Below are 15011 nucleotides of genomic sequence, written 5' to 3'. Positions count from 1 at the left end.
TGGGTGGGTGGTGGGTGGTTGGGGTCGGTTTGCGAGGCGCCGTGCGGAATTCAGCGCGTCGGGGGCAATGCGTCGAGGGCGGCGAGTTGCGGGACCTGCACTGCGAAGAGCTCGGCCCACGACCCTCTACGACAGCGGATTGACGGCCACGGCCTTGAAGAAGGTGTAGTGGAAGGTCCCGTCGCCTTCCGCGGTCCGCCGCAGATCGGTGATCCCCCGGTCCCAGTCGGCGGCGGTGGTCAGACCGACGCCCAGTGCATCGTCCCGGACCGATTCGATCATGGCGATAAAGGTGTTCCGGGTGAAGCCGTTCACCAGAGTGGGCCGGGTCCGGTCGGCGTAGACCGTACGCGGCCGGATGACCACATTGCCGAATCCGGCGCCGGTGAGCAGCGGCTGCAACTCCCGGCCCAGCAGCGCATTGCCACCCGCCGCGGCCTGCAGGCGCACCTGATGACCGATCACCTCATGGGCGTGCAGGCTGTCCGGATGGAAGACCACCGAGCCGTGGTCGCCCTCGATCACGGTGAGCGTCCCGCCGGGGCGCAGGAGGCGGCGCAGCCCGGCCAGCGCCCGGTCGGGGTCCCGAAGATGCTCCAGTACGAAGCAGGCAAAGATGTGATCGAACGCGGCTTTTTCAAAGGGGAGATGGAAGAGGTCGGCGGTTCGCCACGTCACGTCGGCCTCGGGCTCCTGCTCCGTCACGTAGGCGCGGGCCTGGGCCAGCGACTCCTCGGAACGGTCGACCGCGACGATCCGCGCCCCCGGACTGTTCCTGGCCAGATGCACGGTCTGCGCGCCCACCCCGCAGCCGATCTCCAGGACCTGGCTGCCGGCGGGGTAAGCCGTACCGGCGTGCAGCAATGCGGCCAGAGTGTCCGCCTGGTCGCAGAGGCGCCGGGCCTCCCGGGGCAAGTAGCCGTGGACGTACGCCGTGTTCGTGTTCATGGCTTCACCGTGCCGGGACAATGGCCCGGTGCACAGGTCCAAAGAACGGATCATCGACCGGTCCATATCTCCGTCGACCCCCTCGACTCCCTCAGCTCCGTCGACCTCCTCGACCCCCTCGACCCCCTCGACCCCCTCGACTCCCTCAGCTCCGTCGACTCCCTCAGCTCCTTCAACTCCCTCGTTCGCGACTCCCTCGTCCGCGGCGTCCTCGTCCGCCGGCTCGTCGTCCCCTCCCCGGGCCACCGGCTCCTCCGACTTCCTGCAGCTGAATCTCGCGGAGGCGCCCGCGGGTGGTCGGTCGGACTGGCTCGCCCGGGAGTTGCGGCGCGCGATCGCGGACGGCCGGCTGCCGGTCGGCAGCAAGCTGCCCGCCACCCGGGTACTCGCCGCCGAGCTGCGGGTATCGCGGGGTGTGGTCACCGAGGCGTATCAACGGCTGACCGAGGACGGGCAGCTCGCCGGGCGGAGGAGAGGCGGCACCGTGGTCGTCGCCGCGCCCGTGACGGCCACGGCGAGGACCGCGGGCCCGGCGCCCTCCGTGCACCGGGCCACCACCCCGTTCGCCGCTCCGCCCGGCCCGGAGATCTTCGACGAGCTGCGCACCACTCCCGCGCGGATCGATCTCTCACCCGGCGTACCCGACCTTTCCGCCTTCCCCCGCACGTCCTGGCTCCGCGCCGAACGCGCGGTGCTCGCCGGTCTTGCGTCCACCGAGCTCGGCTACGGGGACCCCCGCGGCACTCCTGCGCTACGGCTGGCCGTAGCCAACTGGCTGGCCCGTAACCGCGGGATCAGGGCGGACCCGGACGAGGTGCTGATCGTGGCCGGTACCGCGCAGGCCCTCGGCCTGATCGCCCAGGTGCTGCACCGTGACGGGATCCGGGAGATCGCGGTGGAGGACCCCGGGTCCCTCGGAGCGCAACAGCATCTGCGCCACTGGCAGCAGGCGACGCCGCCGGTCCCGGTCGACGAGGACGGCATACGCGTCGACGCACTGCGGGCGAGCGGTGCGCGGGCCGTACTGCTCACCCCGGCGCACCAGTTCCCGACCGGGGTGGTGCTCGGCGGCGGCCGACGCCGCGAACTGATGCGCTGGGCGGCCGACGGTGGCCTGATCATCGAGGACGACTACGACGCCGAGCACCGCTACGACCGTGCACCGGCCCCCGCGCTGCGCTCACTCCTCGCCGACCAGGTCTGTTACGCCGGCAGCGTCTCCAAGCTGCTCGCGCCGGCCCTGCGGGTGGGCTGGGTGCTGGCGCCGCCGGGGTACCGGAAGGCGCTGGTCGACGCCAAACGGTTCGCGGACCTCGGCAATGCCGCACTGCCGCAACTGGTGCTGGCCCGGCTGATGGAATCGGGTGAGCTGGAACGCCGGTTGCGGCTGCTGCGCCGGCGTCATCGGCAGCGCCGGGACGCCATGATCGCGGCGATCCGGGCCCAGCTGCCGGGCGCGACCGTGCACGGCGCGGCGGCCGGCCTGCATCTGACGATCACCTTCGCACCGGGCGCCTGCCGCGGCTCCGATACGGACCTGGCCGCGGCGGCCCTCGCCCGCGGCGTCAAGGTCCAGCCGCTGTCCTGGCACCGCCAACTCCCCGCCGCGCCGGGCCTGGTCCTCGGCTATGCGGCCCGCACACCGGGCGAGATCGCGGAGGGGGTGGCCGTCCTGGGGGAGGCGCTGACGGGCGGGTGAGCAGGGGTCTGCCGGTGGATCCCCGCCTCCGGATGGTCAGCGGAACGGAATCGGCCGCCCCTTCTCTTCCACTGGGCGGGGCCCGAAGATGCGGCGTTCGTCGCCGGTGATCGCGACGTCGTGGAGGCCGGCCTCCCGGCGGCGCATCAGGCCTTCCTCGTCGAACTCCCACAGCTCGTTGCCGTAGCTGCGCCACCACTGGCCGGCCGCGTCATGGGACTCGTACTGGAAGCGCACCGCGATGCGGTTGCCGCTGTAGGACCAGAGCTCCTTGCGCAGTGCGTAGTCCAGTTCGCGGGCCCACTTCTGGCGCAGGAACGCGACGATCTCGTCGCGGCCGGTGAGGAAGGTGTCCCGGTTCCGCCAGACCGAGTCCTCGGTGTAGGCGAGGGCGACCCGTTCCGGATTGCGGGTGTTCCAGGCGTCCTCGGCCGCCTGGACCTTCTGCAGCGCGCTCGGCTCGTCGAACGGCGGGAACGGTGGGCGGGGTCCCATGGCGGGCTCCTTCTCTTGACTGTGGGGGAGAACCCGGGCGGGCCCTTCTCTTGGCGGGGGGGGGGCGGCTCGGTGCGCAGGAGAGGCGGCACCAGGAGGTTCACCAGGAGGTTCGCCGGGAGGTTCACCGGGAGGTTCATGCGCCCTCCCGCACGGGTGGGTTGGCCGGCGAGTACTCGGGTGTGGACCAGCGCAGCGGGCTGGCGTGCGGGGTCTCCACGGCTTCGGCCACCGTGAAGCGCGTGGTGCGGCCGGCCGCGCCGAATACGGTGGTCGCGGTGCCGGTGAGCTGGAGCGTCGTGCCGGTGCTCCAGTTGACGAACAGCAGTCCGGCACGCGGGTCGCCTTCGAGATTGCCCAGGGTCAGGAACATCGAGTTGCCCGGGTAGTCCTGCCAGGAGAGTTCGTTCGGCGAGGTCACCCGGACGAATCCGGGGTTGCCGCCGCGGTGGCTGGCGTCAGTGCGGTCGGCGGCCGCGGTGGCGATGAAGAAGGTGTCGGCGGTGCGGACGAGCCGCTGCTGGCCGGGGGTGAGTTCCCGGCCCCGCCGCACGGCACCGGCCCGGGCGGGGACCGGTGCCCGGAGCGTCCGCCGCTGCAGATACCTCGGGCAGTTGGCGAAAACCTGCTCGGCCGCCACCACGAAGCCGCGGGCCGTCGGTGCGGCCGTGCCGTTGAGGCGCATACGGCGGCGGGTGCGGGGGTCGAGGGCGATCGTGCCGATGTCGGTTCCCTCGGCCGCGAGGACCGCGGTGAGCGGGTCGCCGTCCGGCGGGCCGCCCGTGACCGCGATCCGGCGGGGGCCCGTGGCCCGCACGAATCCGGGGGTACCGGTGAGCAGGGAGCTCCACATCCGGCCGGCCTCGTCCGCCGCGCCGATCACCAGCATCGGCTGCAGTCCGAGGAAGGCCGCGGCCACCTCGCGGATGCCCGGCCCGATGGAGCGGCCGATGTGGTCGGCCACGGCGCGTACGCCGAGCCGGTCCTGCACGGCGCGCGCACCCTCGTGGTACGGATCGTCCACGGTCCTCAGCTCCTCAGCTCCGATCGTCCACGGTCCTCAGCTTCCCCAGCTACTCCGGCTTCTCCAGCTCCTCTGGCTCCTCAGAAGAATCCGCAGGTCGGTGCGGCCGTCACCGGGGTGGGTGCGCCTTCCGCGCCGGTGGGGACGCAGATCTCCAGCCGCGTGCCGTCCGGATCGTGGAAGAAGATCCCGCCGGAGGGGGCGCCCTCGCCGTGGGCGACGAATCCGTTGTACGCGAAGTCGATACCCCGCTCGCGGAGGCGGGCCTCGAACGCCTTCACCTCGTCGACCGTCCCGGCCTCCCACGCCAGGTGGTGCAACCCGGCCAGGCTCGGGGCGTACCCGCCGTCCGCCTGCTGCCACAGCGTGAGCGTGAGCTGTCCGTCCTGCCCCAGGAAGGCGAAGTGCCGGCCGTCCTCGCTGCCCTTGCCGAGCACGTCGAATCCGAGCACGTCCCCGTAGAAGGCGAGGGAGCGGTTGAGGTCGGTGACGTTCAGGCCGACGTGGCCGGCCCGGAGTGTGCTGGTCGCCGTCATGGCAGACCCCTCTCCGGCGGATCGGTCGATCCGCCGATCTAACTGGTGAACTTAATGTTAAGAGTTAGAGACGTGGCGGGCAACCGATTACGTACTCTTGAGTGGTTAGCCCTGAGGGGATACGGACGTCAGAAGGAGGCAGGGATGCCCGCACCCGACCCCCGTCCCCTGATCGGAGAGCCCGTCTCGCTGGATCTCCTGAATACCCGCTGGATGTTCGACGGCGTACGCCAGGATCTGCTCACCGGCCCCGAAGGGCTGCGCATCTGGCTCGCGAGCAACGGTCTCGACCGCCGCTTTCCCGCCGACGCCGCCGCGCTGGAGCATGTGCTGCTCGCCCGCGAGGCGCTCGCCGCCGCCGTCGACGACCCCGGCGGCGCGGCCGGTATCGAGGGCGTCAACGCCGTACTCGACCATGGCCGGATCCGCGCCACCCTGACTCCCGAGGGTCCCGGCGAGGAGGCGGAGTTCGAGGATCCGTCCTGGGGCGCGGCCTGGACCGCGACCCGTGACTACCTCGATCTGCTGCGCACCGCCTCCGACCGGATCCGCAGGTGCGCGCACGGGGCGTGCATCCTGCACTTCTTCGACACCTCACGGAACGGCACCCGCCGCTGGTGCTCGATGGCGGCCTGCGGCAACCGCGCGAAGGCTTCTCGCCACTACGCGAAGACGCGCGAGGCCTGAGCGCCGTTCGGCGTGGGCTGCCGCCGGCCGTCCCTGGGTGAGGGCCGAGGGGCGTGCCGTGCGCCTACGGGAGGGCCGGCCTCCCGGTGGACCGCCGCGGAACGGGGCGGGGTGCGTCACAGGCCCTTGGTGAGGGTGTGCAGGTAGTCGGCCAGGTCCTGGGGGTGGGCGTACATGGGGCCGTGGCCGGTGTCCCATTCGGTGGTCTGGGCGCCCATGCGGTCGGCCAGTTCGCGCTGGGTGGCGGCGGGCAGCGCACGGTCCTGCGTGGCGACCAGGTAGTGCGAAGGCACCTCCCGCCAGGCCGGGGTGCCGGACGGGGCGGAGTCGATGCCCAGGCGCGGGAACTTCTGCACGGCCGCGGCGAGCGCGATGCGTGCGGCGTCGGCGTCGGCGGCCACGACCTTCCCGTACGCGGGCCGGTCGATGTACGAGTGTCCGTCGTCGGTGACCTTGAGGTGCTCGGGGAGCGCGCTGCCGGGGCGGCGGTGTGCGAGGTCCCTGACCGACTCGCCCTGGTCGGGGGCGAAGGCGGCGATATAGGCCAGTGCCTTGACGTGGCCCTGGCCGACGGCCGCGTTGGTGATGACGGCGCCGCCGTAGGACCAGCCCACCAGCAGCACCGGTCCGTCGACGGTGGACAGCACCCGGCGTACGGCCGCGACGTCGCCTTCCATGGAGTCCAGGGGGAGTTGGGCGGCGACCGGCTCGTGGCCCAGGGCGCGCAAGGCGGTGATGGTCTCGCTCCAGGCGGAGCCGTCGGCCCACAGGCCGTGGACGAGAACGATGGCGGTCATGACGTGAGCCTCCGGGAGGTCAGGAGAGGTGCGCGGGGCGCATTGCGGTGGTGGACGGCGACCTGGGCGGCTTCGACCCCGTCGGCGTAACCACTCAATTGAACTTTAGGGGTTAGGTGTGGACGGGTCAACCGGTCACATGCTTTTGAGTGGTTAGCGCGGAGGGGGTGGGTGCGGCGATCACCGAAGTCGGCGGAAGCCGCCGAGGGGAGCGGTCCTCGGCCGGCGTTGTCCGGCCGGGCCAGGGCGGTGAGGCCCGGTACCGCGGCCTGTGCCGACCTCGTCACGCCGCGGTGGGCAACCCCTTTGACGGCACGTGAGTTCGAGGTAAGACTAAGATCAACTACTTGACCGCGGTCCCCGCCACGCCCCATTCGTGGCGGGGCTGTTGTGTCTTCCGCCGGTACACCGAGGAGAGGACTCCCCCCACACATGACCCGTTCGAAGCTGCTTCGCGCGCTGACCGTCGCCGGAACCATCGCGCTGAGCGCCGTGGCCACCACACCGGCCGCGCACGCCGCCGCGTCCGCCTGCACCCACGACTGGTCGGGGCCGCAGATCTGCATGAAGACCGACGGCCAGGACGGGACGCCCCAGCCCGGCACTGTCACCGCGACCTGGACCAACCCGCCCAAGAGCCGGAAGTCCGCGACCGTCTACATCTACGAGCCGGGCGGCTTCAGCTACTCGTTCAAGGCGAAGCGGTCCGGCGGCCAGATCGTCGGCCACACCGCCCCGGGGCTGCAGGAGAGCGGAGATCTCTGTGTCCGTTTCAAGGGCAGCCCGCACAAGGCCTGCCTGGAGATGATCAACCGCAACGGCTCCTTCTAACCGCAACGGCTCCCTTGAGGGGGAGGGCGGACGGAGGCGGGGCGTGCGACAGCTGCCCCGGCACTCCGGCGCCGGTCCGTGCTGTCGCGTGACGCGGTATCCGCGGCGCGGCACCCCGCGGGACACGACGCGGCCGCAGCTCACCCGAGCTGCGGCCGCGTCGGCGTTCCGGCGGGGGCGGGCCGGCCCTGGGAGGGCCGGCAAGGAAGGCGCCCGCCCCGGCCTGACGTGGGCCGGGGCGCTCGCCGTTCGGGCGGTCTTCAGGTTGCCTTCAGGAAGGGTCCGTAAGAGTGGCCCACGTGCTCATGGAGCACGCCCGGCGCAGGGAACCGTCCCGCGCCGGGGCACGCCGCCGCCACCTCACCGTCGATGCAGCGGCCGCGCCACCCATGACCCGACCACACCACGCGCCCCCAGGGGCGAGTAGGGGGCAGGCCACCATGCACCAACTCACCGCGCACGCCCGTTCCTTCGAGGACCGCTGCGTCGAGCGTGGCGAGGAGTTCCGCCGGCTCGGCGCCGGGCAGTCGCCGCAGGCGCTGTTCCTCACATGCTCCGACTCGCGGGTCGTGCCGTCGCTGATCACCGGGGCGGCGCCGGGCGATCTGTTCGAGCTGCGTACCGCGGGCAACATCGTTCCCGAGTACCGCCCCGAGCGGCCCGCGGGGGAGGCCGCCACCATCGAGTACGCCGTGCGGGTCCTGGGCGTGGAGCACATCGTGGTGTGCGGCCACTCGCACTGCGGGGCGGTCGGTGCGCTGGTGCGCGGGGAGGATCTGACCGGGGTGCCCGCCGTCCGGGGCTGGCTGGAGAGCGCCGCGCCGGCACTCTCGGGCGGCGCGGAGGCGGCCGGGGCGGACGGCGGCACACCGGAACTCGCCGCCGCTGTGCAGCGGCATGCGCTGACGCAGGCGGAGCGGCTGCGGGCCCACCCCTGCGTGGCGGAGGGCCTCGCCGCCGGGCGGCTGTCCTTGGACGTCTGGTTCTACGAGGTGCATACGGGGGCCGTGCGGCGGCACCGGCCGGAGACGGGGCGCTTCGAGCCGCTCTGAGCGGTCGCCTGCCCGCCTGCCCGCCCGCCGCCCGCCCCGCCCTACGCCTCCAACCTGAGAGATCTCCATGCTCACCGCGCTCAAGCGCACCACGGCCAAGCTCCCCCCGCTCAGTCCCGGCACGCTCCGCCGTGACGTCCTCGCCTCGATCGTCGTCTTCCTCGTCGCCGTCCCGCTGTGTGTCGGTGTAGCCGTCGCCTCGGGTGTGCCGGCCGAACTCGGGCTGCTCACGGGCATTGTCGGCGGTCTGGTCGTCGGTTGTCTGCCGGGCAGTTCGTTCCAGGTCAGCGGCCCGGCAGCCGGGCTCACCGTGCTCGTCCACGAAGCCGTGCAGCAATTCGGCCTGGCGTCCCTGGGTGCGATCGTGCTCGCAGCCGGAGTCCTGCAACTGGCACTCGGCGCGCTGCGCTGCGGCCGGTGGTTCCGCGCGATCTCCGTCGCCGTCGTCCAGGGCATGCTGGCCGGGATCGGGCTGATCCTCATCCTCGGCCAGGTGTACGCCATGGCCGATACCGACCAGCCCGGCAGCGGCCTTGCCAAGATCACCGGACTGCCCTCTCTCGCCGCCGGGATCGCGAGCCGGCCCGAGGCCTTCACCGCGTTCGCGGTCGGCGTGGGCACCCTCGGCCTGCTCGTGCTGTGGCAGCGGATGCCCGAGAAGGTCCGTCTGGTGCCGGGCCCGCTCGCGGCCATCGCCGTCGCCACCCTTGTCACCTGGGTGTTCGCCCTGCCCATCGGCAAGGTGGAGGTGCACGGCCTGCTGGCGTCGATCCAGCCGCCCGGCCTCGGCGAACTCGGCGGCCTGGCCCAGCTGTCCGTCATCGGCACCGTGCTCGCCTTCACGCTCATCGCCTCCGCGGAGAGCCTCTTCAGCGCCGCGGCGGTCGACCGGATGGCCGACGGGGCCCGCACGGACTACGACAAGGAGCTCATGGCGCAGGGCGCGGGCAACACCGTCTGCGGGCTGCTCGGTGCGCTGCCGATGACCGCGGTGATCGTCCGCAGTGCGGCCAATGTGCAGGCCGGGGCGCGGACGAAGGCCTCCCGGGTGCTGCACGGCGGCTGGCTGCTGGTCTTCGCCGCGCTGCTCCCGGCAGCCCTCGGGGTCGTCCCGCTCGCCGCGCTCGCCGCCGTCCTGGTGCACGCCGGGGCGAAGCTGGTGCCCGTACGGCAGCTGTCGCAGCTGTGGCGGGAGCACCGGGGCGAGGCGGTGATCCTCGGGGTGACCGCGGGCGCGATCGTCTTCACCAACATGTTCGAGGGGGTGCTGCTCGGCCTCCTGCTGGCTGTGGTGAAGGCAGCCTGGGAGACCTCCCATGTCCAGGTCGGGGTACCGGAGTTGACCGGAGGACGGACCGTCGTCGCGCTCAGCGGCAATGCGACCTTCCTGCGGCTGCCCAAGATCCTGGACGCGCTGGAGGCGCTGCCCCGTGACAAGCCCGTCGAGCTGGATCTGACGGAACTGCGGCACCTGGACCACGCCTGCCGCACCGCGCTGGACGGCTGGACCACGCAGCACAACGGCGCGGCGGCCCCGTCGCCCGTACACCGGCCGGCCGCGGTGACGGCCGGGCGGTCCACGACGGCGTCCTCGACGGCGTCCTCGACGGAGTCCACGCCCACGGACGGGTCGACGCAGCGCGGCTGATCCCGACGCACTTGCGCGGCCCCGGCGGTGAACGAACCGCCGGGGCCGCGCCGGTCTTCAGGGCCGACCCGCGACCCCTACCCCAGCGCCCGCTCCAGGCTCCCCAGCGCCCCATCCAGCTCCTCACCGGTGATGGTCAGCGGCGGGGCCAGCCGGATCGTCGAGCCATGGGTGTCCTTGACCAGGATGCCTTCCTTCAGCAGCCGTTCGCTGATCTCCCGGCCGGTGCCGAGGGCGGGGTCGATGTCGACACCGGCCCACAGGCCGCGGGCGCGGAAGCCGGTCACACCCTTGCCGGTCAGCGCGGCCAGGCCGCTGCGCAGCCGTTCGCCCAGTTCGGCGGCGCGGCGCTGGAACTCTCCGGTGGCGAGCAGCTCGACGACGGCCGAACCGACCGCGGCCGCCAGGGGATTGCCGCCGAAGGTCGAACCGTGCTGGCCGGGGCCCAGTACACCGAGCACGTCGCGGCGGGCGACGACCGCGGAGACCGGGACGATGCCGCCGCCGAGCGCCTTGCCGAGGAGGAGCACGTCCGGCACGACCGACTCGTGCTCGACGGCCAGGGTGGTGCCGGTGCGGCCCAGTCCGGACTGGATCTCGTCGGCGATGAACAGGCACCCGGCCCGCCGGGTCAGGTCGCGTACGCCGGTGAGGTAGCCGTCGTCGGGGATCACGACGCCCGCCTCGCCCTGGATGGGCTCGATCAGCACGGCGGCCGTCGTCTCGTCGACGGCCGCTTCGAGCGCGGCGAGATCGTTGTAGGGGACGGTGCGGAAGCCGGGGGCGAAGGGCCCGAAGCCGATACGGGCCGTGTCGTCGTCGGAGAAGCCGACGATGGTGGTCGTCCGGCCGTGGAAGTTGCCGCCGGCCACCACGATCGTCGCCCGGTCCGCCGGCACGCCCTTGACGTCGTACGCCCACTTGCGCGCGACCTTGATGCCGCTCTCCACCGCCTCGGCGCCGGTGTTCATCGGCAGGACCATGTCCAGGCCGGTGAGCTCGGCGAGGCCCTCGGCGAAACCGGCGAGCCGGTCGTTGTGGAACGCGCGGGAGGTGAGGGTCAGCTGGTCGAGCTGGCGGTGCGCGGCCTCGATCAGGGCCGGGTGGCGGTGGCCGAAGTTGAGCGCCGAGTAGCCGGCCAGCATGTCGAGGTACCGGTGCCCCTCGACGTCCTCGACCCAGACCCCTTCGGCGCGCGCGACCACCACGGGCAGCGGATGGTAATTGTGCGCGAGGACCGGGCCCTCGGCCTGGATCAGCTCCGCGGACGAACGGGGAGCGTGCACGCGGGCGGTACGGGTGGGAGCGGTCATGAGCGAATCTCCTGGGTGCAGCACTTGATGCCGCCGCCGGCCTTGTGGAACTCCGAGAGGTCGACGGGGACGGGGACATAACCGTGCGCGCTGAGCTGGTCGATCAGGCCGGTCGCCTGCGGGGCGACGAAGACATGGCGGCCGTCGGAGACGGAGTTGAGGCCGAAGGCCATGGCGTCGTCCCGGGTGGCGAGCACCGCCTCGGGAAAGAGCCGTCGCAGTACTTCACGGCTGCCGGTCGAGAACGCCCCGGGGTAGTAGGCGATATTCGCGTCGCCCGTCTCCGCCGTCTCCTCAAGGACGAACAGCGCCGTGTCCAGGTGGTAGAAGTACGGGTCCACCAACTGCAGGCCGATGGTCGGTACGCCGAAGAACTCCTGCACCTCACGATGCGCCGCCGGTGTGGTGCGAAAGCCCGTACCCGCCAGGATGAAGCGGCCGGCCGGTACGAGATCGCCTTCGCCCTCGCACGGCGACTCGGGCCGGTAGACGTCGTACCCGGCCGCCTTGAACCAGGTCTCGTACTCCACGGACTCCGGCCGCCGCTGCGGCGCGTGGAAGGACGAGCCGAAGACCCGGCCGCCCATGACCAGCGCGGAGTTCGCCGCGAACACCATGTCGGGCAGCGTGGCCACCGGGGGCACGCGCTCCACCGTGTGCCCGTGGTCGCGGTAGGCGCCCATCAGCGTCTCCCACTGGTGCCCCGCGAGGGCGGTGTCCACCGGGATGTCCGCACTCATCCACGGATTGATCGCGTAACGCACATCGAAGTGTCTGGGCTCGCAGACCAGATAGCGCCGGGGGCGCGACACACGACTCATCGGCACGGGATGTCCCTTCGCTTCCTTACGGGGCATGCGTCGCATGCGGGGCGACCGGATATCACCGAGGGTCACCCGGGGTGCTTCCACGGTAAGGAGCGACGGATTCGGGTCACAAGAATCAAATGCTGCACATCAACGCAGGAATGCTGCGTGATCGTGCAGCCCGGCGCCGGATTACTGCGCGCAACGCGCCCGCTGCGTACCACGCTGTGCACCACGCTGTGCACCACGCGTACCACCGGCGCGTTTTTCGCCCGGCCCCTGGTCAGGGGGCGGAGCCGCCCGAGGACTGGCTGGCGCCCGCCTCCGGGCTGTCCGGCAGGAGATGGGACAGCACCATGTAACTGATCGTCTTGCGGATGAACGGCTCGGCCCTGATCCGTTCGAGCACCTCCTCGAAGTGCTCGACATCCTTCGCCCGTACGTGCAGCAGCGCATCGGCGCCACCGGTCACGGTCATCGCCGCGGCGATCTCCGGATGGTTGCGCACCACCTCCGCGAGCCGCCGGGGCGGCGCCGCGCTGTCGCAGTACACCTCGACATACGCCTCGGTCAGCCACCCCAGGGCGGCCGGCCGGACGGTAGCGGTGAACCCCGTGATCACGTTGTTCTCCCGCATCCGGTCCACCCGTCGCTTCACCGCGGTGGACGACAGCCCGACCTCCGCACCGATCTCCGCAAAGCTCGCCCGGCCGTTGTCGATCAACGCCGCAACGATCTTGCGGTCGAGGTCGTCGAAGGGCGCGGCCTTGTTGGTCACCGGGGCGACCTCCCAATCGGTCGGAGTCGCCCAGAATATCGACCGCGAGGGCGGGAGAGCGAGCGGCACAGGCGCGGGGCAGGAGGGGCCGTAAGGGCCGGGCGGGCGTGCAGGGTGCCGCAGCCACGCCGGAAATACGGGCCGGAGCCGGGTGCGTGGGTCCACGGCTCCCGCCGGAATGCGCATGGGATCCTGGTACGTCATGGATCTGCCGGACGGACGGACGGTGGACGGACGTGCGGCGATGATGAGGGTGCCCCGATGAGACTCTGCTTCCTGGTGGAGGAGCAGTACCGCCACGACGGCATGCCGCTGGACGTCATCCGCCAACTCGGCGCCTGGGGCCACCAGGTGGATGTGCTGTGGCCCGGCCGCTCGCTGATCCCCATATCCGAGGCGATTCAGGCCGGCAGTCATGATGCCTGGGTCCTCAAGACCGTTTCGGGTGGTCCGGGGCTGACGCTTCTGGAAGCCGCCGCTTCCGTCGGGCTGACGACGGTGAACGATGTCCGGGCGATCCGCGGCGTACGGGACAAGGCGCTGGCCGCGGTGATCGCCCGCCGCAGCGGGCTGCCCGTCCCGGTGACGTATGCGGCGGCCCGTCCCGAGGAGTTCGCGGAGATCGCAGAGGCGGAGTTCCCTCTCGTGGTGAAGCCTGCGGACGGCAGTTCCGGGCGTGCCGTGCGGCTGGTGGCGACACCGGACCGGCTGCTGGATCCCGTGGAGCCGGCCGGTGCCGGGGACCTGGGCGCGCCGGGCGGGGGGCTGCTCATCGCCCAGCCCTATGTGCCCAACTCCGGTACGGATCTGAAGGTGTACAGCGTCGCCGGCGAGCTGTACGCGACCGAGCGGTGCTCTCCGCTGCACCCCGCGCACGCCGTACGCGAACGTCAGGTCCCGCTCACCCCCGACATCGCCCGGCTCGCCGCCGAGGTCGGCACGGTGTTCGGCCTCGATCTGTACGGGGTCGACATTCTGCTCGGACCGGACGGTCCGGTGGTCGTGGACATCAATGACTTCCCGAGCTTCCGTCAGGTGCCGGACGCGGTCGCCCGGGTGTCCGCCGCGATCCTGGACCTCGCCCGTCACGGGACGGCGGGGCAGGGGGCCGGGCCGGCCGCGCAGCGGACGAGCGAGCAGCCGACGACCGGGCAGCCGACGACCGGGCAGCCGACGGCGGCGCCTGCCACGACGGGGCCGGCGGCCGCGGCGTCCGCCACGACACCTCCCTTCACCGCTGCGCCCGTTGCTCCGCCCGTTCCCCGCCCCAGCCGGCCCGCGGCCTCGATCGGTGGTGGCCGGTGAGGATCGGGCTGGTCACCGCGGATCCTGGGCATCCGCTGCTGGCCGCGGTCACCGAGCTGCTGACCCCGGAGCATCAGGTCGTCTGGCTGGACCCGGGCAGCAAGGGGCAGGCCCGGGACCTTTCCTCGCTCGATTCTTCCTCGACCAACTCTTCCTCGACCGACTCTTCCTGGCCCGACTCTTCCTCGCTCGATCTCTCCTCGCTCGCCGATGTCTACCTCCTCAAGGCGCGTACGCCCCGGGCGCTGGCGCTTGCCGCCCTCCTGGAGGAGCACGGCGCCCCGGTGCTCAACTCCGCGGCGGCGACCGCGCGATGCCAGGACCGTGTCGAGATGGCCGCGGTGGCCCGCGCGGCCGGGCTGCCGTTCGCCGGTACCGCGGCCGTGGCCACGGTCGGGGAGCTGGCCGCGGCCGGTGAACCGGACGGCCCGCTGGTGATCAAGAGCCGGTTCAGCCGACGCCATGACCTCGTGGCCCGTGCCGACAGCGCCGCACGGCTGCGGGAGCTGGCCGCCGACTGGCCCGATGAGCCGGTGGTGGTCCAGGAGTTCACCGCGAACAGCGGCTGGGACCACAAGCTGTGGGTGGTCGACGGGCGGCTCTTCGCCGGATTGCGCCGGTCGGAGCTGGCCCCGGACGGCCGCGGGCCGACGCTGCCGCTGCCGGTCGGTGAGCTGCCCGCGAGCTGGACCGGCGCCGCGCTCCGGGCCGGCGAGGTCTTCGGTCTGGACGTCTACGGGGTGGACGTTCTCGACGCCGGTGGCGGTGCGCCCCTCATCGTGGACATCAATGCCTTCCCCGGTATCCGCGGCCAGGCCGGCGCCCCGGAGGCATTGGCACAGCTCGCCCTGCGCACGGCCGCGAGAGGCCGGAGCCTCGGCGCCGGTAAGACCGGTAAGCCCGGTAAAGCCGGCGAAAGAGGCCCCGGAAAAAGAGGCCCCGGCGAAAGAAAAGTGGCAGAAGTCGGCGAGAAATAAACCCTGTTCGGAGGGCGCCGAACCGAAGTGGATCGGAGGCGGAAGCTCCTCCTCCGTAAGGCCTAATGCGTTGACCCCTGGGGTAGCGCTGCCCCGTTCGGAAGGCGTGGTTCCC

At 71.9% G+C, this 15011-nt stretch carries 15 protein-coding genes; 7 read left to right on the top strand and 8 right to left on the bottom strand.

Annotated elements, in window-relative coordinates:
- Positions 1–126: 126 nt before the first annotated feature.
- Entirely contained in the window at positions 127–948 is an 822-nt protein-coding gene (locus ACF088_RS16250; protein ID WP_392376419.1) for a methyltransferase domain-containing protein, read from the bottom strand.
- A gap of 262 nt (positions 949–1210) precedes the next feature.
- Here ACF088_RS16250 and ACF088_RS16245 point away from each other — a divergent pair, with 262 nt between their 5' ends.
- Positions 1211–2647 (top strand): PLP-dependent aminotransferase family protein, encoded by a 1437-nt coding sequence (locus tag ACF088_RS16245; protein WP_392376632.1) that lies wholly within the window; start codon positions 1211–1213, stop codon positions 2645–2647.
- A gap of 36 nt (positions 2648–2683) precedes the next feature.
- Here ACF088_RS16245 and ACF088_RS16240 read toward each other — a convergent pair whose 3' ends face one another.
- The 3 genes from ACF088_RS16240 to ACF088_RS16230 all read right to left on the bottom strand — a co-directional run bounded on the left by ACF088_RS16240 (position 2684) and on the right by ACF088_RS16230 (position 4702).
- Complete coding sequence (locus ACF088_RS16240; protein ID WP_392376418.1) at positions 2684–3142, bottom strand: nuclear transport factor 2 family protein; 459 nt, start codon at positions 3140–3142, stop codon at positions 2684–2686.
- A gap of 136 nt (positions 3143–3278) precedes the next feature.
- Positions 3279–4166: a pyridoxamine 5'-phosphate oxidase family protein gene (locus ACF088_RS16235; RefSeq protein ID WP_392376417.1), complete on the bottom strand. Its 888-nt coding sequence runs from the start codon at positions 4164–4166 to the stop codon at positions 3279–3281.
- A gap of 80 nt (positions 4167–4246) precedes the next feature.
- Positions 4247–4702 carry a VOC family protein gene (locus tag ACF088_RS16230; RefSeq protein ID WP_392376416.1) on the bottom strand — a complete coding sequence of 152 codons (456 nt, stop codon included), beginning with the start codon at positions 4700–4702 and terminating at the stop codon, positions 4247–4249.
- A gap of 144 nt (positions 4703–4846) precedes the next feature.
- Here ACF088_RS16230 and ACF088_RS16225 point away from each other — a divergent pair, with 144 nt between their 5' ends.
- Positions 4847–5389 (top strand): CGNR zinc finger domain-containing protein, encoded by a 543-nt coding sequence (locus ACF088_RS16225; protein ID WP_392376415.1) that lies wholly within the window; start codon positions 4847–4849, stop codon positions 5387–5389.
- A gap of 116 nt (positions 5390–5505) precedes the next feature.
- On the opposite strand, the gene ACF088_RS16220 is transcribed toward ACF088_RS16225, so the two are convergent.
- Complete coding sequence (locus tag ACF088_RS16220) at positions 5506–6186, bottom strand: alpha/beta fold hydrolase (RefSeq protein ID WP_392376414.1); 681 nt, start codon at positions 6184–6186, stop codon at positions 5506–5508.
- Positions 6187–6618: 432 nt separating this feature from the next.
- On the opposite strand from ACF088_RS16220, the gene ACF088_RS16215 reads away from it, so the two are divergent.
- The 3 genes from ACF088_RS16215 (at position 6619) to ACF088_RS16205 (ending at position 9717) form a co-directional block, all read left to right on the top strand.
- Positions 6619–7017: a hypothetical protein gene (locus tag ACF088_RS16215; protein ID WP_392376413.1), complete on the top strand. Its 399-nt coding sequence runs from the start codon at positions 6619–6621 to the stop codon at positions 7015–7017.
- Positions 7018–7457: 440 nt separating this feature from the next.
- Positions 7458–8069 (top strand): carbonic anhydrase, encoded by a 612-nt coding sequence (locus ACF088_RS16210; RefSeq protein WP_392376412.1) that lies wholly within the window; start codon positions 7458–7460, stop codon positions 8067–8069.
- Positions 8070–8136: 67 nt separating this feature from the next.
- Positions 8137–9717: a SulP family inorganic anion transporter gene (locus ACF088_RS16205; RefSeq protein WP_392376411.1), complete on the top strand. Its 1581-nt coding sequence runs from the start codon at positions 8137–8139 to the stop codon at positions 9715–9717.
- A gap of 77 nt (positions 9718–9794) precedes the next feature.
- On the opposite strand, the gene rocD is transcribed toward ACF088_RS16205, so the two are convergent.
- From rocD to ACF088_RS16190, 3 genes are all read right to left on the bottom strand, one after another.
- Complete coding sequence (gene rocD / locus ACF088_RS16200; protein WP_392376410.1) at positions 9795–11030, bottom strand: ornithine--oxo-acid transaminase; 1236 nt, start codon at positions 11028–11030, stop codon at positions 9795–9797.
- On the bottom strand, positions 11027–11851 hold the full coding sequence (gene ddaH / locus ACF088_RS16195) for a dimethylargininase (protein ID WP_392376409.1): 825 nt from the start codon (positions 11849–11851) through the stop codon (positions 11027–11029). Before ddaH ends, rocD begins: the two co-directional genes overlap by 4 nt.
- A gap of 268 nt (positions 11852–12119) precedes the next feature.
- The gene (locus tag ACF088_RS16190; protein ID WP_392376408.1) at positions 12120–12614 is read right to left on the bottom strand and encodes an Lrp/AsnC family transcriptional regulator; all 495 of its coding nucleotides are present in this window, start codon (positions 12612–12614) and stop codon (positions 12120–12122) included.
- 261 nt (positions 12615–12875) lie between these two features.
- On the opposite strand from ACF088_RS16190, the gene ACF088_RS16185 reads away from it, so the two are divergent.
- Positions 12876–13919 (top strand): RimK family alpha-L-glutamate ligase, encoded by a 1044-nt coding sequence (locus ACF088_RS16185; protein WP_392376407.1) that lies wholly within the window; start codon positions 12876–12878, stop codon positions 13917–13919.
- Entirely contained in the window at positions 13916–14896 is a 981-nt protein-coding gene (locus tag ACF088_RS16180; RefSeq protein ID WP_392376406.1) for a RimK family alpha-L-glutamate ligase, read from the top strand. The genes ACF088_RS16185 and ACF088_RS16180 overlap by 4 nt, the downstream gene beginning before the upstream one ends.
- Positions 14897–15011: the final 115 nt, after the last annotated feature.

The sequence above is a fragment of the Streptomyces sp. NPDC015125 genome, assembly GCF_043080045.1.
GTDB lineage: Bacteria > Actinomycetota > Actinomycetes > Streptomycetales > Streptomycetaceae > Streptomyces.
This window is presented reverse-complemented; position numbering and strand designations above follow the sequence as displayed.